This is a genomic window from Bacillus hominis, assembly GCF_030348325.1.
Lineage (GTDB): Bacteria > Bacillota > Bacilli > Bacillales > Bacillaceae_G > Bacillus_A > Bacillus_A hominis.
In genome coordinates this window covers 3,430,115-3,448,792 of record NZ_JAUCFS010000005.1, presented here as the reverse complement: position 1 = coordinate 3,448,792, position 18,678 = coordinate 3,430,115, and the positions used below count along the sequence as shown (strand labels likewise).

Annotated in this window: 17 protein-coding genes; all 17 read left to right on the top strand. The window is 37.8% G+C overall.

Features of this window, described 5'->3' with window-relative positions:
* Window positions 1-6 precede the first annotated feature (6 nt).
* The 17 genes from sucD to QUF93_RS20220 all read left to right on the top strand — a co-directional run bounded on the left by sucD (window position 7) and on the right by QUF93_RS20220 (window position 18,586).
* Window positions 7-909: a succinate--CoA ligase subunit alpha gene (gene sucD / locus QUF93_RS20300; RefSeq protein ID WP_000115186.1), complete on the top strand. Its 903-nt coding sequence runs from the start codon at window positions 7-9 to the stop codon at window positions 907-909.
* Window positions 910-997: 88 nt separating this feature from the next.
* A complete protein-coding gene (gene dprA, locus QUF93_RS20295) occupies window positions 998-1,867 on the top strand; it encodes a DNA-processing protein DprA (RefSeq protein ID WP_289360011.1) in 870 nt (289 codons plus the stop codon).
* 144 nt (window positions 1,868-2,011) lie between these two features.
* Window positions 2,012-4,090: a type I DNA topoisomerase gene (topA, locus tag QUF93_RS20290; protein ID WP_088059916.1), complete on the top strand. Its 2,079-nt coding sequence runs from the start codon at window positions 2,012-2,014 to the stop codon at window positions 4,088-4,090.
* 48 nt (window positions 4,091-4,138) lie between these two features.
* On the top strand, window positions 4,139-5,443 hold the full coding sequence (trmFO, locus tag QUF93_RS20285; protein WP_289360010.1) for an FADH(2)-oxidizing methylenetetrahydrofolate--tRNA-(uracil(54)-C(5))-methyltransferase TrmFO: 1,305 nt from the start codon (window positions 4,139-4,141) through the stop codon (window positions 5,441-5,443).
* A gap of 71 nt (window positions 5,444-5,514) precedes the next feature.
* Window positions 5,515-6,414 (top strand): tyrosine recombinase XerC, encoded by a 900-nt coding sequence (gene xerC / locus QUF93_RS20280; protein ID WP_080018508.1) that lies wholly within the window; start codon window positions 5,515-5,517, stop codon window positions 6,412-6,414.
* A 42-nt stretch (window positions 6,415-6,456) separates the two neighbouring features.
* Window positions 6,457-6,999, top strand: a complete 543-nt coding sequence (gene hslV / locus QUF93_RS20275) for an ATP-dependent protease proteolytic subunit HslV (RefSeq protein WP_000526272.1) — start codon at window positions 6,457-6,459, stop codon at window positions 6,997-6,999.
* Between the two features lie 22 nt (window positions 7,000-7,021).
* On the top strand, window positions 7,022-8,413 hold the full coding sequence (gene hslU / locus QUF93_RS20270) for an ATP-dependent protease ATPase subunit HslU (protein WP_128281193.1): 1,392 nt from the start codon (window positions 7,022-7,024) through the stop codon (window positions 8,411-8,413).
* Between the two features lie 77 nt (window positions 8,414-8,490).
* On the top strand, window positions 8,491-9,270 hold the full coding sequence (gene codY / locus QUF93_RS20265) for a GTP-sensing pleiotropic transcriptional regulator CodY (RefSeq protein ID WP_000421293.1): 780 nt from the start codon (window positions 8,491-8,493) through the stop codon (window positions 9,268-9,270).
* A 351-nt stretch (window positions 9,271-9,621) separates the two neighbouring features.
* A complete protein-coding gene (rpsB, locus tag QUF93_RS20260; protein WP_000111485.1) occupies window positions 9,622-10,323 on the top strand; it encodes a 30S ribosomal protein S2 in 702 nt (233 codons plus the stop codon).
* 104 nt (window positions 10,324-10,427) lie between these two features.
* A complete protein-coding gene (tsf, locus tag QUF93_RS20255; RefSeq protein WP_289360009.1) occupies window positions 10,428-11,315 on the top strand; it encodes a translation elongation factor Ts in 888 nt (295 codons plus the stop codon).
* Between the two features lie 66 nt (window positions 11,316-11,381).
* Window positions 11,382-12,104, top strand: coding sequence for a UMP kinase (gene pyrH, locus QUF93_RS20250; protein WP_000042662.1), 723 nt, complete (start codon window positions 11,382-11,384; stop codon window positions 12,102-12,104).
* Between the two features lie 3 nt (window positions 12,105-12,107).
* Window positions 12,108-12,665 (top strand): ribosome recycling factor, encoded by a 558-nt coding sequence (gene frr / locus QUF93_RS20245; protein ID WP_000531506.1) that lies wholly within the window; start codon window positions 12,108-12,110, stop codon window positions 12,663-12,665.
* 85 nt (window positions 12,666-12,750) lie between these two features.
* Window positions 12,751-13,527: an undecaprenyl pyrophosphate synthase gene (gene uppS, locus QUF93_RS20240; protein WP_128281195.1), complete on the top strand. Its 777-nt coding sequence runs from the start codon at window positions 12,751-12,753 to the stop codon at window positions 13,525-13,527.
* 17 nt (window positions 13,528-13,544) lie between these two features.
* On the top strand, window positions 13,545-14,336 hold the full coding sequence (gene cdsA / locus QUF93_RS20235; RefSeq protein WP_002160739.1) for a phosphatidate cytidylyltransferase: 792 nt from the start codon (window positions 13,545-13,547) through the stop codon (window positions 14,334-14,336).
* Window positions 14,337-14,359: 23 nt separating this feature from the next.
* The gene (dxr, locus tag QUF93_RS20230) at window positions 14,360-15,502 is read left to right on the top strand and encodes a 1-deoxy-D-xylulose-5-phosphate reductoisomerase (protein WP_289360008.1); all 1,143 of its coding nucleotides are present in this window, start codon (window positions 14,360-14,362) and stop codon (window positions 15,500-15,502) included.
* 17 nt (window positions 15,503-15,519) lie between these two features.
* Window positions 15,520-16,776, top strand: a complete 1,257-nt coding sequence (gene rseP / locus QUF93_RS20225) for an RIP metalloprotease RseP (protein ID WP_289360007.1) — start codon at window positions 15,520-15,522, stop codon at window positions 16,774-16,776.
* A gap of 109 nt (window positions 16,777-16,885) precedes the next feature.
* Window positions 16,886-18,586: a proline--tRNA ligase gene (locus QUF93_RS20220; RefSeq protein WP_088059907.1), complete on the top strand. Its 1,701-nt coding sequence runs from the start codon at window positions 16,886-16,888 to the stop codon at window positions 18,584-18,586.
* Window positions 18,587-18,678: the final 92 nt, after the last annotated feature.

The window sequence follows — 18,678 nt, the reverse complement described above, 5'->3', positions numbered from 1 at the left end:
AGAAAAATGAGCGTATTAGTTAATAAAGATACAAAAGTTATTGTTCAAGGTATTACAGGTTCTCAAGGATTATTCCATACAAAGCAAATGATTGAATACGGTACGAAAATTGTCGGTGGTGTAACACCAGGTAAAGGTGGCACTGATATTGAAGGTGTACCAGTATTTGATACAGTAGAAGATGCTGTGAAAGCAACAGGCGCAAACGCTTCAGTTGTATACGTTCCACCCGCTTTTGCGGCTGATGCAATTATGGAAGCTGTTGATGCAAAGATTGATTTAGTAGTATGTATTACTGAAGGAATCCCTGTATTAGATATGGTAAACGTTAAGAGATATATGGCTGGTAAACATACACGTTTACTTGGACCAAACTGCCCTGGTGTTATTACACCTGACGAATGTAAAATTGGTATTATGCCAGGATATATTCACAAAAAAGGTCATGTTGGTATCGTATCTCGCTCTGGTACATTAACGTATGAAGCTGTACATCAGTTAACACAAGAAGGTATTGGCCAATCTACTGCTGTAGGTATTGGTGGGGATCCTGTTAACGGTACAGACTTTATTGATGCGTTAAAAGCATTTAATGAAGATGAAGAAACGCATGCTGTAATTATGATTGGTGAAATCGGCGGTACGGCAGAAGAAGAGGCAGCTGAGTGGGTACAAGCTAATATGACAAAACCGGTTGTAGGCTTCATTGGTGGTCAAACAGCGCCAGAAGGAAAACGTATGGGCCATGCTGGGGCAATCATTTCTGGTGGCAAAGGAACTGCTGCTGAGAAGATTAAAACAATGGAAGCTTGCGGTATTAAAGTAGCAGAAACACCAGCTGTTATGGGTGAAACATTAATCTCTGTTTTAAAAGAAAAGGGATTATTTGAGACTTGTAAAAACTACTAATCTTTTTGAAAGGCACCTCCTTGTTTGAGGTGCCTTTTTACACTTTTTTCTGTTTACATAATAAAAATTATGGGTAAGGAGAATTAAGATGAAAAGAGAACGATTATTGCACCTTCATTGCATATTGGCAGATCATTGGAAGGCGATGGAGAGGCTACTATATGTTGATCCAGAACTGAAGGGAATATACACTTATAGTCCGAATCAGTTTGAATATTACACTGGAATATCCTCGGAAAAATCTTTAGAACTAGTGAATTTTCTTCAAATTTCAAACCTCCAACAATATGTATCCCAGTTAGAAAAAAAGAGAATATTTTATATAACAATATGGGATAAGGACTATCCACAATTACTGCGAGAAATACAAGATCCCCCTTTTGTTTTATACGGAAAAGGAGAAAGAGGTTTTCTAAATAAAGTAAATAAATTAGCAATTGTTGGAACGAGAGAGCCGTCTTTATATGGAAAGGAGAGTATGAGGTTTATCTTACACCCTTTACTTGAAAAAGAATGGCTTATTGTTAGTGGATTTGCAAGAGGGATAGATACAATTGCTCACGAAGTTACAGTAAGGCAGCATTGCCCGACTATCGCAATATTAGGACATGGATTATCTTATATGTATCCAAAGGAGAATAGAGGTTTATATGACACGTGGAAAGACTATATATTGTTATTGACAGAGTATCCGCCGCATTATGCACCGAAAAAATGGTATTTTCCAAAAAGAAATCGAATTATTAGCGGTATAAGTAAAGGTGTTTTAGTTGTAGAAGCAAAAGCGAGAAGTGGATCCCTTATTACTGCAGAGCTTGCGTTAGAACAAAATAGAGAGGTGTTTGCACTTCCTGGTCCTATATTTATAGAGAGTGTAGCGGGAACGAATCATCTAATTCAACAAGGCGCAAAGCTAGTAAGAAATGCAAAGGATATCCTTGAAGAAATTTTAAATTAACCTTATATTTTTATGTTTTTATTAAACAATTATTGACAAATGGTAGATTGTCGCTGTATGGTATATTCATTCTTGATTGACAAAAACAAGAGAAATCAATAAGATTGATGAAGACTTGAATCCACCTCTTAAGGAGGCACTAGCATGTCAGATTACCTCGTAATCGTGGAGTCGCCTTCTAAGGCGAAGACCATTGAAAAATATTTAGGGAAAAAATACAAAGTCGTCGCGTCCATGGGACATGTCCGCGATTTACCTAAAAGCCAAATGGGGATAGAAGTAAAGAATAACTTCACCCCGAAGTATATTACCATTCGTGGTAAGGGTCCCGTTTTAAAAGATTTAAAATCAGCGGCAAAAAAAGCAAAGAAAGTCTATCTCGCGGCCGATCCGGATCGTGAAGGAGAAGCAATTGCTTGGCATTTAGCAAATACGTTAAATGTGGACGTTGAATCAGATTGCCGAGTTGTATTTAATGAGATTACAAAAGATGCAATAAAAGAATCATTTAAATACCCTCGTGCAATTAATATGGATTTAGTAGATGCACAACAGGCAAGGCGTATACTCGATCGTCTTGTTGGCTACAATATTAGTCCTTTATTATGGAAGAAAGTAAAAAAAGGATTAAGTGCAGGACGCGTACAATCTGTAGCAGTTCGTTTAATCATCGAACGTGAAAGAGAAATTCAAAGTTTTGAACCTGAAGAATTCTGGACAATTAAAACAGAATTTGTGAAAGGGAAAGACACATTTGAAGCAAGCTTTTACGGTGTAGATGGTGAAAAAGTTCAATTAACGAACGAAGCACAAGTGAACGAAATAATCGAAAAGATGAAAGACAATGCGTTTTCGGTTGAAAATGTAACGCGAAAAGAGCGAAAGCGTAACCCTGCATTACCGTTTACAACATCTTCCTTGCAACAAGAGGCAGCGCGTAAGTTAAATATGCGAGCAAAGAAAACAATGATGCTTGCACAGCAGTTGTATGAAGGGATAGATCTTGGAAAACAAGGGACTGTAGGTCTTATTACGTATATGAGAACTGATTCAACACGTATCTCAGAAACAGCTCAAACAGAGGCTCGTGATTACATTACTGAGGCGTTTGGTGCGGAATACATAGGAACAGAGAAGAAGAAAGAAACGAAAAAGTCGAAAGCACAAGATGCGCATGAGGCGATTCGTCCTACTTCGGTAATGAGAAAGCCAGAGGAACTAAAAAGTTTCTTAAGTCGTGATCAACTCCGTTTGTATAAACTGATTTGGGAGCGATTTGTTGCAAGTCAAATGGCATCTGCTATAATGGATACTGTTACAGCGAGACTCATTAATAACAATGTTCAGTTCCGTGCAAGTGGATCAGTTGTGAAGTTCCCAGGATTTATGAAAGTGTACGTAGAGTCGAAAGATGATGGTGCGGAAGAAAAGGATAAGATGTTGCCACCGTTAGAAGTAGGTGAAACTGTATTTTCAAAAGATATAGAACCGAAGCAACATTACACACAGCCTCCGCCGCGTTATACAGAGGCTCGTCTAGTAAGAACACTTGAAGAGCTTGGAATTGGGAGACCGTCTACTTATGTACCGACACTTGAAACAATCCAAAAACGAGGATACGTTGCTTTAGATAATAAACGCTTCGTTCCGACTGAGCTTGGTGGAATAGTAATCGAACTTATTTTAGAGTTTTTCCCAGAAATTATTAACATTGAATTTACTGCCAATATGGAGCAAAGCCTTGATGAAGTAGAAGAAGGAAATGCAAATTGGGTGAAAATTGTTGATGATTTCTACGTAGGATTTGAACCGCGCTTAGAAAAAGCGGAAAAAGAAATGCGTGAAGTGGAAATTAAAGATGAACCAGCTGGGGAAGACTGTGAATTATGTAGTCACCCGATGGTCTTTAAAATGGGTAAATATGGGAAGTTTATGGCTTGTTCGAATTTCCCGGAATGTCGTAATACAAAACCGATTGTAAAAGAAATCGGTGTTACTTGTCCGAAGTGTGATAAAGGACAAATTATTGAACGCCGTAGTAATAAAAAGAAACGTCTTTTCTACGGATGCGGTACGTATCCAGAATGTGACTTTGTATCTTGGGATAAGCCGATTGGTCGTAAATGTCCGAAGTGTGAAGGTATGCTCGTAGAGAAAAAGTTGAAAAAAGGCGTGCAAGTACAATGTATTTCGTGTGATTATGAAGAAGAACAACAAATGTGAGCGTAACTGCTCACATTTTTTTCGGGAAGAAAAGGATAGGTGATATATATGACAACACAAGTAGTAAACGTCATTGGCGCAGGTCTTGCAGGAAGCGAAGCAGCTTACCAAATTGCAAAACGTGGTGTCCAAGTAAAATTATATGAAATGAGACCAGTAAGGCAAACGCCAGCTCATCATACAGATAAATTTGCTGAATTAGTATGTAGTAACTCACTACGCGCAAACACATTAACAAATGCTGTTGGTGTTATTAAAGAAGAAATGCGCCTAATGGATTCTGTCATTATTCGTGCAGCTGATGAGTGCTCTGTACCAGCAGGAGGTGCTTTAGCTGTAGACCGTCATGAATTCGCGGCGAAAGTGACTGAATATGTGAAAAATCATCCGAACGTAACTGTAATGAATGAGGAAATCACTGAAATTCCAGAAGGACCAACTGTTATTGCGACAGGTCCACTTACGTCTCCGGATCTTTCTGCACAATTAAAAAAACTAACAGGTGAAGATTATTTTTATTTCTATGATGCTGCAGCGCCAATCGTTGAGAAAGACAGCATTGACATGAATAAAGTATATTTAAAATCTCGTTATGATAAAGGTGAAGCGGCATATTTAAACTGTCCAATGACAGAAGAAGAGTTTGATCGCTTTTATGAGGCTTTAATTGCTGCTGAGACAGTGCCTTTAAAAGAATTTGAAAAAGAAATTTTCTTTGAAGGTTGTATGCCAGTAGAAGTTATGGCAAGTAGAGGAAGACAGACGTTAGTATTTGGACCGATGAAGCCTGTTGGGTTAGAAGATCCGAAAACAGGGAAAACACCGTATGCGGTTGTTCAGTTACGTCAAGATGATGCAGCAGGAACGTTATATAATATTGTAGGCTTCCAAACACATTTAAAGTGGGGGCCACAAAAAGAAGTGTTACAGCTAATTCCAGGACTAGAAAACGCAGAGATTGTACGTTATGGTGTAATGCATCGTAATACGTTTATTAATTCGCCTAATTTACTGCGCCCAACATATCAATATAAACAACGTGATGATTTATTCTTCGCAGGTCAAATGACTGGAGTAGAGGGTTATGTTGAATCAGCAGCATCAGGATTATTAGCGGGTATTAACGCTGCTCGACTTGTACAAGGTGAAGAGCCAGTTGTGTTACCACCTGTAACTGCAATGGGAAGTATGGCTAATTATATTACTGCGACAAATGCGAAAAACTTCCAACCAATGAATGCGAACTTCGGTCTATTCGCACCGTTAGAGAAGAAGATTAAAAAGAAAGCAGAACGAAATGAAGCGTATGCTACACGCGCTTTGGAAACAATTCAAAATTTTGTAAATATTTAATTAAATTTCTTGCAAAGGCTACTAAGTTGTGATACGATTTAGTAGCCTTTATTGAGGTGAGTTATATGGATGTGAATGTGAAGAAATTGTTACAATTATTCGTTGGATATTTACAAATTGAAAGAAATTATTCAAAATATACAATTGCAAGTTATCAAAATGATTTAGAACATTTTGTGCAATTTATGGAGCGAGAAGGCATATCCTCTTTTTTAGATGTTACATACGCGGATGTTCGTTTATACTTGACGACGTTGCACAATCAGAAGTTAGCCCGTAAATCTGTCGCAAGGAAGGTATCAAGCTTACGAAGTTTATATCGTTTTTTGATGCGTGAAGGTTATCAAAAAGATAATCCGTTTGCACTTGCGTCACTCCCCAAGAAAGAATTGTCAATCCCAAAGTTTTTATATGCTGAAGAGTTAGAAGAATTGTTCGAAGTTTCTGATACAGGGGCGCCATTAGGTCAAAGGAATCAAGCTTTATTAGAGTTGATGTATGCAACTGGGATTCGTGTAAGCGAATGCGTTAATTTGGAACTTACCGACATTGACTTTGCAGTGGGAACAATTTTAGTGATGGGAAAAGGGAAAAAACAAAGATATATTCCGTTCGGAAGCTATGCACAAGATGCTTTAATTACTTATATAGAGAACGGGAGAAAACAGTTAGCTCAAAAGACTGAAGAACAATCTCATATGGTATTTTTAAATGCGAAAGGTAAGCCGTTAACAGATCAGGGTGTACGTTATGTTTTGAACGAACTCATTAAGAAAGCTTCACTTACAATGCGGATAAGTCCCCATATGTTAAGGCATACATTTGCTACACATATGTTGGATGAAGGAGCGGATTTACGTACTGTACAGGAGCTATTAGGTCATGAGAATTTGTCGACGACACAAATTTATACGCATGTCTCTAAAGAAAGATTGCGTTCTGTTTACATGAAGCATCACCCGCGGGCATAAATTGCTTTTAAAGCCATAAAAACATATAAAGGAGTTTTTTCTATGGGAAATTTCCACGCTACAACGATATTTGCAGTTCATCATAACGGAGAATGTGCAATGGCTGGAGATGGTCAGGTAACGATGGGGAATGCTGTTGTAATGAAACATACAGCTCGCAAAGTTCGCAAACTTTTCCAAGGGAAAGTTTTAGCTGGTTTTGCAGGCTCAGTTGCTGATGCATTTACTCTTTTTGAAATGTTTGAAGGAAAATTAGAAGAGTATAATGGCAACTTGCAGCGCGCTGCAGTTGAGATGGCGAAACAATGGCGTGGTGATAAAATGTTACGTCAGCTAGAAGCAATGCTCATTGTCATGGATAAAACAACGATGCTCTTGGTTTCAGGTACAGGAGAAGTAATTGAACCAGATGATGGTATTTTAGCGATTGGATCTGGTGGGAATTATGCACTTTCTGCAGGTCGTGCTTTAAAGCAATATGCAAGTGAACACTTAACAGCGAAACAAATTGCGAAGGCCAGTTTAGAAATTGCAGGCGATATTTGTGTTTATACGAACCACAACATAATTGTTGAAGAATTGTAGAATCGTAAGGGAGGCATTTTATATGCATTTACATTTTACTCCGCGTCAAATTGTGGAAAAATTAGATCAATACATCATCGGTCAAAAAGATGCAAAGAAAGCGGTTGCTGTAGCTCTACGAAATCGATACCGTCGCAGTAAATTAGTTGAAAATTTACGTGATGAAATTGCACCTAAAAACATTTTAATGATTGGACCGACAGGTGTTGGTAAAACAGAGGTAGCACGGCGAATGGCGAAACTCGTTGGAGCACCTTTTATTAAGGTTGAAGCTACGAAATTCACAGAAGTTGGATATGTAGGTCGAGATGTAGAGTCGATGGTACGTGACCTTGTAGAAACGTCAGTACGCATCGTGAAAGAAGAAATGGTAGTTAAAGTTCAAGATAAAGCAGAAGAGCAAGCGAACCAACGTCTTGTTGAAATTTTAGTGCCAAGTCCGGAGAAGCAATCTGGATTTAAAAACCCATTAGAAATGCTTTTTGGCGGTGCTCAAAATTCGAATCAAACATCCGATGAGCAAGAAGATGTTGAAATCGAAAAGAAACGTCAAGATGTGGAAAGAAAGCTTGCTGCGGGACTTCTTGAAGATGAAATTGTATCGATCGAAGTGACAGAACAACAGTCTTCTATGTTTGATATGTTGCAAGGAACTGGTATGGAGCAAATGGGAATGAATTTCCAAGATGCACTAGGAAGTATCATGCCGAAAAAAACGAAAAAACGTAAACTTTCTGTAAAAGAAGCAAGAAAACTCTTGACAAATGAAGAGGCACAGCGCTTAATTGATATGGATGAAGTTACACAAGAGGCTGTTTATCGTGCTGAACAGCTCGGGATTATTTTTATCGATGAAATTGACAAAATTGCTGGTAAGCAGTCGAATAGCGTAGATGTATCGCGTGAAGGTGTGCAACGTGACATTTTACCGATTGTAGAAGGATCGAATGTTGCAACAAAATACGGATCAGTAAAAACGGATTATATTTTATTCGTTGCAGCTGGAGCGTTTCATATGTCTAAACCGTCGGATTTAATTCCGGAATTGCAAGGGAGATTTCCGATCCGAGTAGAATTAACAAAATTATCGGCGGATGATTTTGTTAAAATATTAATCGAGCCTGACAATGCGCTAATTAAACAGTACATGGCGTTATTAGCGACTGAAGGTATAGAAATTGAATTTTCAGACGAAGCTATTCGTAAGATCGCTGAGATTGCTTATCAAGTTAATCAGGATACAGATAATATTGGAGCGAGAAGACTTCATACTGTTATGGAGAAGCTCCTTGAAGATTTATCGTTTGAGGCATCTGAAATTACGTTAGAGAAAATAACGATAACACCTCAATATGTTGAGGAAAAATTAGCGACAATAGCTAAAAATAAAGATGTGAGCCAGTTTATTTTGTAATAGTGTCATCAGGTGACTCGCCCTAGTTTCCAAGTGATGAAAAAATATGTAAGTAACATGTAGGAGGAAATTTTGAAATGGAATTATTAGCAAAAACGAGAAAATTAAATGCGTTATTACAGAGCGCAGCAGGGAAGCCTGTAAACTTTAGAGAAATGTCTGACACAATGTGTGAAGTAATTGAAGCAAACGTGTTCGTTGTAAGTCGCCGTGGTAAATTACTAGGATATGCTATTCACCAACAAATTGAGAACGAACGTATGAAGCAAATGTTAGCGGAGCGTCAATTCCCAGAGGAGTACACGCAAAGTTTATTCAATGTTACAGAAACATCTTCAAATTTAGGTGTGGATAGTGCTTACACAGCATTCCCGGTAGAAAACAGTGAACTATTCGGTCAGGGTTTAACTACAATCGTACCAATCGTTGGTGGCGGTGAGCGTCTAGGTACATTAGTATTAGCTCGTCTTGGTCAAGAGTTCTTAGATGATGATTTAATCCTTGCTGAGTACAGCTCAACTGTTGTAGGTATGGAAATCTTACGTGAAAAAGCAGAAGAAATCGAAGAGGAAGCACGTAGTAAAGCTGTTGTTCAAATGGCGATCAGCTCATTATCTTACAGTGAGTTAGAAGCAATTGAGCACATCTTCGAAGAATTAAATGGAACAGAAGGTTTACTTGTTGCAAGTAAAATTGCTGATCGCGTAGGGATTACTCGTTCTGTAATCGTAAATGCACTACGTAAATTAGAAAGTGCTGGTGTTATTGAGTCTCGCTCTTTAGGTATGAAAGGAACATACATTAAAGTGCTAAACGACAAGTTTCTACAAGAACTTGCTAAATTAAAAACAAACTAATTTATAAAAAACTCTCCTCGGTTGAGGAGAGTTTTTTGTTTTTTTAAGAGAATGATTTTACTTATGTAAGGCGTCATGATAACGTTCTTTAGAAAACTATTAATTAACCTTCAATTCCTTGCTTAAAGGAATTGAAGGTTGGTAATACTAGAATTTGAGCGTGAAAAAAAGAAAGTTTTACATTGTTCGCATTTTCGACTTGATTGTAATATTTCAGTATGATATAGTAAGCAGTGGTGTCAGTACAAAGTACACACGTTTACTGATTTAAGTGTTGGTGCTACGGTTGTAGTTTCGCTTAGAGTTGAAGTAAACGGAGGATATCAAAAACCATTTAGGAGGAACTATATTATGTCAGTAATTTCTATGAAGCAATTGCTTGAAGCAGGTGTTCATTTCGGACATCAAACTCGTCGTTGGAACCCAAAAATGAAGCGTTACATTTTCACAGAGCGTAACGGTATCTACATCATCGACTTACAAAAAACTGTGAAAAAAGTTGAGGAAGCTTACAGAACGATGCGTGACATCGCTGCTGAAGGCGGAGACATCTTATTCGTAGGTACTAAAAAACAAGCACAAGAAGCTATTAAAGAAGAAGCAACTCGTGCTGGTATGTACTTCGTTAACCAACGTTGGTTAGGTGGAACTTTAACAAACTTCCAAACAATCCAAAAGCGTATCAAGCGTCTTAAAGACATCGAAAGAATGCAAGAAGATGGTACTTTCGAAGTACTTCCTAAGAAAGAAGTTGTTCAACTTAAAAAAGAGTTAGAGCGTCTTGAGAAATTCTTAGGCGGTATTAAAGATATGAAAGGTCTTCCAAGTGCATTATTCGTAGTAGACCCTCGTAAAGAGCGTATTGCAGTTGCTGAAGCACGCAAATTACACATTCCAATCATCGGTATCGTTGATACAAACTGTGATCCAGACGAAATCGATCATGTTATCCCAGCAAACGATGATGCAATTCGTGCTGTAAAACTTCTTACATCTAAAATGGCAGACGCGATCCTTGAAGCAAAACAAGGTGAAGAAACTGTTACTGCGTAACAAATTTGGAAAGGTGATAAGGGGTTCGGCCTTTTATCACCTTTTTTAAGGTATAAACACCTTTTTAAAAGGTGATAAATACATATTTTAGGAGGATGAAAAACATGGCAATCACTGCACAAATGGTAAAAGAACTTCGTGAAAAAACTGGCGCAGGTATGATGGACTGCAAAAAAGCTTTAACAGAAACTAACGGCGACATGGAGAAAGCAATTGACTTCTTACGTGAAAAAGGTATTGCGAAAGCTGCTAAAAAGGCAGACCGCATCGCTGCTGAAGGTTTAACTTTCATCGAAACAAACGGTAACGAAGGTTTAATCTTAGAATTAAACTCTGAAACTGATTTTGTTGCGAAAAACGAAGGTTTCCAAACATTAATTAAAGAACTAGCTGCTCACTTATTAGCTAACAAACCTGCTAATGTTGAAGAAGCTATGACTCAAACAATCGAAGGCGGAAAAACAGTAGAAGAGTACATCAACGAAGCAATCGCTAAAATTGGTGAAAAACTTACACTTCGTCGTTTCGAAATCGTATCAAAAACTGATGCTGATGCATTTGGCGCTTACCTACACATGGGTGGACGTATTGGTGTATTAACAGTTCTTGAAGGTTCTACTGACGAAGCAGCTGCTAAAGATGTAGCAATGCACATCGCAGCAGTTAACCCTAAATACATCGACCGCGATGCTGTAACTGCTGAAGAAGTTGAGCATGAGCGTCAAGTATTAACACAACAAGCTTTAAACGAAGGTAAGCCTGAAAAAATCGTTGCAAAAATGGTTGAAGGCCGTCTAGGCAAATTCTTCGAAGAAATTTGCTTACTTGACCAAGCGTTCGTTAAAAACCCTGATATGAAAGTTCGTCAGTTCGTTGAGTCTAAAGGCGGAACATTAAAAGGATTCGTTCGCTACGCTGTTGGTGAAGGTATCGAAAAACGCGAAGACAACTTTGCTGAAGAAGTAATGAACCAAGTAAAAGGTAGCAACTAATACAGATTAGGGAACACTTTGTGTTCCCTTTTTTAAAATAAAGATGTAAGCAATTGGAGGTTCATTATGAGTAAACCGAAATATAATCGTGTCGTATTAAAGCTAAGCGGAGAAGCGTTAGCTGGCGAGCAAGGATTTGGAATTAACCCAGCTGTTATTAAGTCAGTTGCGGAACAAGTGAAAGAAATTGCAGAACTTGATGTAGAGGTTGCTGTTGTTGTTGGTGGCGGTAACATTTGGCGTGGGAAAATTGGAAGCGAAATGGGCATGGATCGTGCAGGAGCAGATTACATGGGCATGTTGGCAACAGTTATGAATTCATTAGCTCTTCAAGATAGCTTAGAGAATATTGGAATTCAAACTCGCGTACAAACTTCAATTGAGATGCGTCAAGTGGCAGAGCCTTACATTCGTCGTAAAGCAATTCGTCACTTAGAGAAAAAACGTGTTGTTATCTTTGCAGCAGGTACTGGTAACCCATACTTCTCTACAGATACAACAGCAGCATTACGTGCAGCGGAAATCGAAGCGGACGTTATTTTAATGGCGAAAAATAATGTGGATGGCGTATATAGTGCGGATCCATCTATTGACCCAACAGCTACAAAATACGAAACACTTACTTACTTAGATGTATTAAAAGAAGGTTTAGGTGTAATGGATTCTACAGCTTCTTCTTTATGTATGGATAACGATATTCCATTAATTGTATTCTCGGTTATGGAAAAAGGAAACATTAAACGTGCCGTTTTAGGCGAAAATATTGGAACAGTTGTAAGGGGGAAATAAATTATGGGACAACAAGTATTGAAGTCTTCAAATGAAAAAATGGAAAAAGCAGTTGCTGCTTATTCTCGTGAATTAGCAACAGTTCGCGCTGGTCGTGCAAGCTCGTCTGTATTAGATAAGGTACAAGTTGATTACTATGGTGCACCAACACCGGTTGTGCAATTAGCGAACATTACAGTTCCAGAAGCACGTTTACTTGTAATTCAACCTTATGACAAAACTTCTATCGGTGATATTGAAAAAGCAATTTTAAAAGCAGATTTAGGCTTAAATCCTTCTAATGATGGAACTGTAATTCGTATTGCATTCCCTGCATTAACAGAAGAACGTCGTCGTGATCTTGTAAAAGTTGTGAAAAAATATGCTGAGGAAGCAAAAGTTGCTGTTCGTAACGTACGTCGTGACAGTAATGATGACCTTAAGAAGCTTGAAAAAGCAGGCGATATTACAGAAGATGATTTAAGAGGATATACTGAAGATATCCAAAAAGAAACAGATAAATATATTGCAAAAGTTGACGAAATCGCAAAAAACAAAGAAAAAGAAATTATGGAAGTGTAATAGCGATAATTTCGCAAATATGACCCTCTTCTTAAGGGGGTCTTTTTACACTTTTAGGCATACGTCTGCTTGGTGGAGGGTATGAATGATGTTTAAAAAGTTTCCTTTTTTTAAAGATAAAAAGGTCACATCGTTTGATCATCTCATTGAAAAAGTGAAAAAAGGATATATCCCAGAACATATTGCTATTATTATGGATGGTAATGGAAGATGGGCAAAGAGAAGAGCGATGCCTCGCATTGCTGGCCATCATGAAGGTATGCAAGTTGTGAAAAAAATCACAAAATTTGCAAGTAAGCTTGATGTGAAAGTATTAACTCTTTATGCTTTTTCGACTGAGAACTGGAAAAGACCGAAAAAAGAAGTTGATTATTTGATGAAGCTTCCAGAAGAATTTTTAGGTGCATTTTTACCAGAATTGATTGAAGAAAACGTACAAGTCCGAGTAATAGGGCAAAAAGATCGTCTTCCTACGCATACGCGCAGAGCGATGGAAAAAGCCATGGAAGATACGAAAGAGAATACGGGATTAATTCTTAATTTCGCGTTAAACTATGGAAGTCGGGATGAAATCGTTTCTGCTGTGCAACATATGATGAAAGATAGTGAAGAAGGAAAAATTCGTTCGGAAGAAGTAAGTGAAGAAATGATTTCTTCTTACTTAATGACGAGTTCTTTACCTGATCCAGAGTTGTTAATCCGTACAAGCGGAGAGCTACGTATTAGTAATTTCATGTTATGGCAAATTGCTTATTCGGAATTTTGGTTTACAGATGTGTATTGGCCAGATTTTACCGAGGAACATTTGCTAAATGCGATTACGGACTTTCAGCATAGAGGGCGCAGATTCGGAGGCGTGTAGAAAGAGAGGGTTTGGTAGTGAAACAGAGAATTATTACTGGAGTGATTGCTGCCGCGCTATTCATTCCCATCGTAATTTACGGTGGCGTGCCTTTTACAGTTTTAGTGTATGCACTTGCTTCTATAGGTTTATATGAGTTAATTCGTATGAACAAGCTTACGCTTATTTCGGTACCAACAGTTTTAGCTGCAGTATTATTGTGGATTATTTTAATTCCGAGTAGTGCATCAGAACTGTTTACATGGATTGGGTTAGGTAAATTAGAAATCACATTTGTGATTGTTTTATTACTTTTATCATATACAGTCCTTTCTAAGAATACATTTACTTTTGACAATGCTTCATTTTTACTTATGGCAACGACATATGTTGGAATGGGATTCTTATATTTAAATGAAACGAGAATATTAGGAATCAAATATGTGTTCTGTGCACTATTTGTCATATGGGCAACTGATTCAGGTGCCTATTTTATAGGAAAAGCATTTGGAAAAAGAAAATTGTGGCCAGAAATTAGTCCGAATAAAACGATTGAAGGTTCATTAGGCGGTATTGTTTGTGGAATTGTTGTTGCACTTGTTTACAATATGTTCTTCCCAGTTGAAGCGAATGTAGGAATTTTAATCGTTCTGACGATTATCATTTCTATTTTTGGACAAATTGGTGATTTAGTGCAATCTGCATTTAAACGCCATTATGGTGTAAAGGATTCAGGTACAATTTTACCTGGACATGGTGGTATTTTAGATCGAACAGATAGTTGGTTATTTGTGTTACCAATTCTATACTTCTTATTACAATACAATTAATAAATGAACGAGGGGTTGGAGTCATGAAAAACATTAGTTTATTAGGTGCAAGCGGATCAATCGGTACACAAACATTAGATGTGTTACGCTCGCACCCGGACCAATTCCGTCTCGTTGCTTTTTCTGTGGGGAAGAATGTTGATTATGCAGTAAAGGTAATTCAAGAATTTTCTCCGCAAATTGTCTCTGTGCAAAGAGAGGAAGATGTTTTAAAATTACAAGCTGTTTCTGGTAATACAAAAGTCGTATATGGTAGCGAAGGCTTATTAGAAGTAGCGCTCTGCCCAGATACAGAAATTGTAGTGAATGCTGTTGTAGGTAGCGTAGGGTTGTTACCGACACTCCGCGCAATTGAGGCGAAAAAAACAATTGGAATTGCAAACAAAGAAACGTTAGTAACTGCAGGGCATCTTGTAATGGAAGCAGCACGAAAACATAATGTATCGTTACTTCCAGTAGACAGTGAACATTCAGCTATTTTTCAATGCTTGAATGGTGAAAATGAAAAAAGAATCTCTCGATTAATTATAACTGCTTCAGGCGGAAGTTTTCGTGATAAAACGAGAGATGAATTGCATCATGTGACCGTAGAAGATGCGCTTCGTCATCCAAACTGGTCAATGGGTTCGAAAATTACAATTGATTCTGCTACAATGATGAATAAGGGGCTAGAAGTAATTGAAGCACACTGGCTTTTTGGTATCCCTTATGAGCAAATCGATGTTGTTCTACATAAAGAAAGTATTATTCATTCTATGGTTGAATTTGAAGATCGTAGTGTAATGGCACAGCTTGGCTCACCTGATATGCGAGTACCAATTCAATACGCGCTTACATATCCTGATAGATTACCTCTTTCAGACACAAAACAGTTAAATTTATGGGAAATGGGAACATTGCATTTTGAGAAAATGAATCAAGAACGTTTCCGTTGTCTACGTTTTGCGTATGAAGCTGGAAAGACAGGTGGAAGTATGCCAGCTGTAATGAACGCGGCAAATGAAGTAGCTGTTGAAGCTTTTTTACAAAAGAGAATTAGTTTCTTAACAGTGGAAGACCTCATTGAAAAAGCAATGCACCATCACAATGTCATTGCACGTCCGAGCTTAGAGGAAATTCAGGAAATTGATGCAGCCACAAGACGGTTTGTGATGGAACAAATTTAGCAAAGGTGGTTATGGAATTGAATACAGCGATTGCCTTTATATTAATTTTCGGTGCACTCGTATTTTTCCATGAGCTAGGGCATCTATATTTCGCAAAAAGAGCAGGTATTTTGTGCCGCGAGTTTGCGATTGGTTTTGGTCCGAAAATATTCTCATTTGAAAAGAATGAAACTGTGTATACGATTCGATTACTGCCCCTTGGTGGCTATGTAAGGATGGCTGGCGAGGATGCGGACACAGTTGAGTTAAAGCCTGGAAAAAAGGTTGGACTCGTATTAAATGAAAAAGACGAAGTTGTGAAATTAGTTTTTGACGGACATGAAAAATATCCAAATGTTCGTGTCATTGAAGTCGAACAAGCTGATTTAGAGCATAATCTTACAATTTCGGGTTATGAAGAGTATGAGGAAGAGCTTCAAACATTCCGAGTGAATGAAAAAGCTCGTATCATTTCTGCGGGAGAAGAAATTCAAATCGCTCCGTATAACAGACAATTTGGCTCTAAAAAATTGGGCCAACGTGCTCTAACAATCTTTGCAGGTCCTGCAATGAACTTTATTCTAGCATTTGTTATTTTTGTGATTCTTGGATTTGTACAAGGGGTTCCTGTTGACAAACCGATGGTTGGAAAAGTAATGGAGAATAGTGCTGCAGAACAAGCTGGGTTAAAAGAAAACGATACAATTCAAGCAATCAATGGGAAGAACACTAGTACATGGAAAGATGTTGTAACGATTGTACGTGAAAACCCAAATAAAGAAATTACGTTACATGTAAAGCGTGATAGTGAGCAATTTAATGTGAAAGTAACGCCGACGGTTGATAAAGAAGGAAAAGACGAAGTTGGTAGAATTGGTGTTTATTCTCCTGTAGAGAAAACAGTGATGGGTTCTATTAAATCAGGATTTGAACAAACATACGAATGGACGAAACTAATTTTTGATTCTCTTGTGAAATTAGTAACGGGTCAATTTTCTATTAATGAGTTGTCAGGTCCAGTAGGAATTTATAATCTAACAGATCAAGTTGTAGATTATGGATTTACGCGTGTACTAAGTTTAGCGGCAGTTTTAAGTATTAACCTTGGTTTATTTAATTTATTACCAGTCCCAGCTTTAGACGGTGGACGTTTGTTCTTCTTCTTAATCGAAGCGTTACGAGGAAAACCAATTGATCGTCAAAAAGAAGGAATGGTTCACTTTATTGGCTTTGCATTATTAATGTTGCTTATGTTAGTTGTAACATGGAATGACATTCGTAAGTTTTTCTTGTAAAATAAGAAGAAGTTTATAATGAAATAGAGCTCGTAGAATAAAATCCCTCACCTAACTCGAGGTGAGGGGTTTTATTGCGTGTAAGAGTAAAATGAAGAGGTGCGAATAAATGAAACAAAGTATGGTATTCAGTCCTACATTACGTGAAGTTCCAGCAGATGCTGAAATTAAGAGTCATCAATTATTACTTCGCGCAGGGTTTATGCGTCAAAATGCTTCTGGTATTTATAGTTTTCTACCATTTGGTTTAAAAGTGTTACACAAAGTAGAACGTATTGTTCGTGAAGAAATGGAGCGCGCAGGGGCAGTAGAACTATTAATGCCAGCTATGCAAGCTTCTGAATTATGGCAAGAATCAGGCCGTTGGTATTCTTACGGATCAGAATTAATGCGTATGAAAGATCGTAATGCTCGCGAGTTTGCGCTAGGGGCAACTCATGAGGAAGTAATTACAGACCTTGTACGTGATGAAATTAAATCATACAAAAAACTACCATTAACATTATATCAAATTCAAACAAAATTCCGTGATGAGCAAAGACCACGTTTCGGTTTATTACGAGGAAGAGAATTTTTAATGAAAGATGCGTATTCTTTCCATGCAACACAAGAAAGTTTGGATGAAGTATATAGCCGTTTATACGAAGCATATTCTAATATCTTTGCTCGTTGTGGTTTGAATTTCCGTGCAGTTATCGCTGATTCTGGAGCAATGGGCGGAAAAGATACACACGAATTTATGGTGTTATCTGATGTAGGTGAAGATACAATTGCGTATTCCGATACATCTGATTATGCGGCAAATATTGAAATGGCTCCTGTTGTTGCTACGTATACGAAGAGTGATGAAGCTGAAAAAGCACTTGAAAAAGTAGCAACTCCAGATCAAAAAGCTATTGAAGAAGTATCTGCATTCTTAAATATTGCAGCGGAAAAATGCATTAAATCTATGGTGTTTAAAGTAGATGAGAAATTAGTAGTAGTACTTGTTCGTGGCGATCATGAAGTCAATGATGTAAAAGTGAAGAATGTATACGGAGCTTCAGTCGTTGAGCTTGCTTCACATGAAGAAATAAAAGAGTTATTAAACTGTGAAGTTGGTTCTTTAGGACCGATTGGTGTTACAGGGGATATCGAAATTATCGCTGACCATGCTGTAGCATCAATTGTCAACGGATGTTCAGGAGCGAACGAAGAAGGATTCCATTATGTAAATGTAAATCCAGAACGTGACTTTAAAGTGAATCAATATACAGATTTACGCTTCATCCAAGAAGGAGATCAATCTCCAGATGGAAATGGAACAATTCTTTTCGCACGCGGAATTGAAGTTGGTCATGTATTCAAATTAGGAACTCGTTATAGTGAAGCAATGAACGCAACGTTCCTAGATGAAAACGGAAAAACAAAACCACTTATTATGGGTTGTTACGGTATCGGTGTATCTCGTACAGTGGCAGCAATTGCAGAGCAGTTTAATGATGAGAACGGTTTAGTTTGGCCAAAAGCTGTTGCACCGTTCCATGTGCATGTAATTCCAGTAAATATGAAATCTGATGCACAACGTGAAATGGGTGAAAACATCTACAACTCGTTACAAGAGCAAGGATACGAAGTATTACTAGATGATCGTGCAGAACGTGCAGGTGTTAAATTTGCAGATGCAGATTTATTCGGCCTTCCAGTTCGTGTTACAGTTGGTAAAAAAGCAGATGAAGGTATTGTAGAAGTGAAAGTACGTGCTACAGGCGAGTCTGAAGAAGTGAAAGTAGAAGAACTTCAAACATACATTGCTAATATTTTAAAATAAGAAGAGGTACCTCGTTACGAGGTACCTTCTCTTTCTTTGTAAACGTATTTTGTAAAAGAAGAAGGGAGAAATCTTTCTTTGTAGTACGTTTC

Excerpts from the sequence above, each read along its gene's own strand:
- sucD (WP_000115186.1), top strand. The coding sequence starts at position 7 with ATGAGCGTATTAGTTAATAAAGATACAAAAGTTATTGTTCAAGGTATT.
- topA (WP_088059916.1), top strand. The coding sequence starts at position 2,012 with ATGTCAGATTACCTCGTAATCGTGGAGTCGCCTTCTAAGGCGAAGACC.
- trmFO (WP_289360010.1), top strand. The coding sequence starts at position 4,139 with ATGACAACACAAGTAGTAAACGTCATTGGCGCAGGTCTTGCAGGAAGC.
- frr (WP_000531506.1), top strand. The coding sequence starts at position 12,108 with ATGGGACAACAAGTATTGAAGTCTTCAAATGAAAAAATGGAAAAAGCA.
- pyrH (WP_000042662.1), top strand. The coding sequence starts at position 11,382 with ATGAGTAAACCGAAATATAATCGTGTCGTATTAAAGCTAAGCGGAGAA.
- dxr (WP_289360008.1), top strand. The coding sequence starts at position 14,360 with ATGAAAAACATTAGTTTATTAGGTGCAAGCGGATCAATCGGTACACAA.
- dprA (WP_289360011.1), top strand. The coding sequence starts at position 998 with ATGAAAAGAGAACGATTATTGCACCTTCATTGCATATTGGCAGATCAT.
- hslV (WP_000526272.1), top strand. The coding sequence starts at position 6,457 with ATGGGAAATTTCCACGCTACAACGATATTTGCAGTTCATCATAACGGA.
- hslU (WP_128281193.1), top strand. The coding sequence starts at position 7,022 with ATGCATTTACATTTTACTCCGCGTCAAATTGTGGAAAAATTAGATCAA.
- tsf (WP_289360009.1), top strand. The coding sequence starts at position 10,428 with ATGGCAATCACTGCACAAATGGTAAAAGAACTTCGTGAAAAAACTGGC.
- uppS (WP_128281195.1), top strand. The coding sequence starts at position 12,751 with ATGATGTTTAAAAAGTTTCCTTTTTTTAAAGATAAAAAGGTCACATCG.
- codY (WP_000421293.1), top strand. The coding sequence starts at position 8,491 with ATGGAATTATTAGCAAAAACGAGAAAATTAAATGCGTTATTACAGAGC.
- QUF93_RS20220 (WP_088059907.1), top strand. The coding sequence starts at position 16,886 with ATGAAACAAAGTATGGTATTCAGTCCTACATTACGTGAAGTTCCAGCA.
- rpsB (WP_000111485.1), top strand. The coding sequence starts at position 9,622 with ATGTCAGTAATTTCTATGAAGCAATTGCTTGAAGCAGGTGTTCATTTC.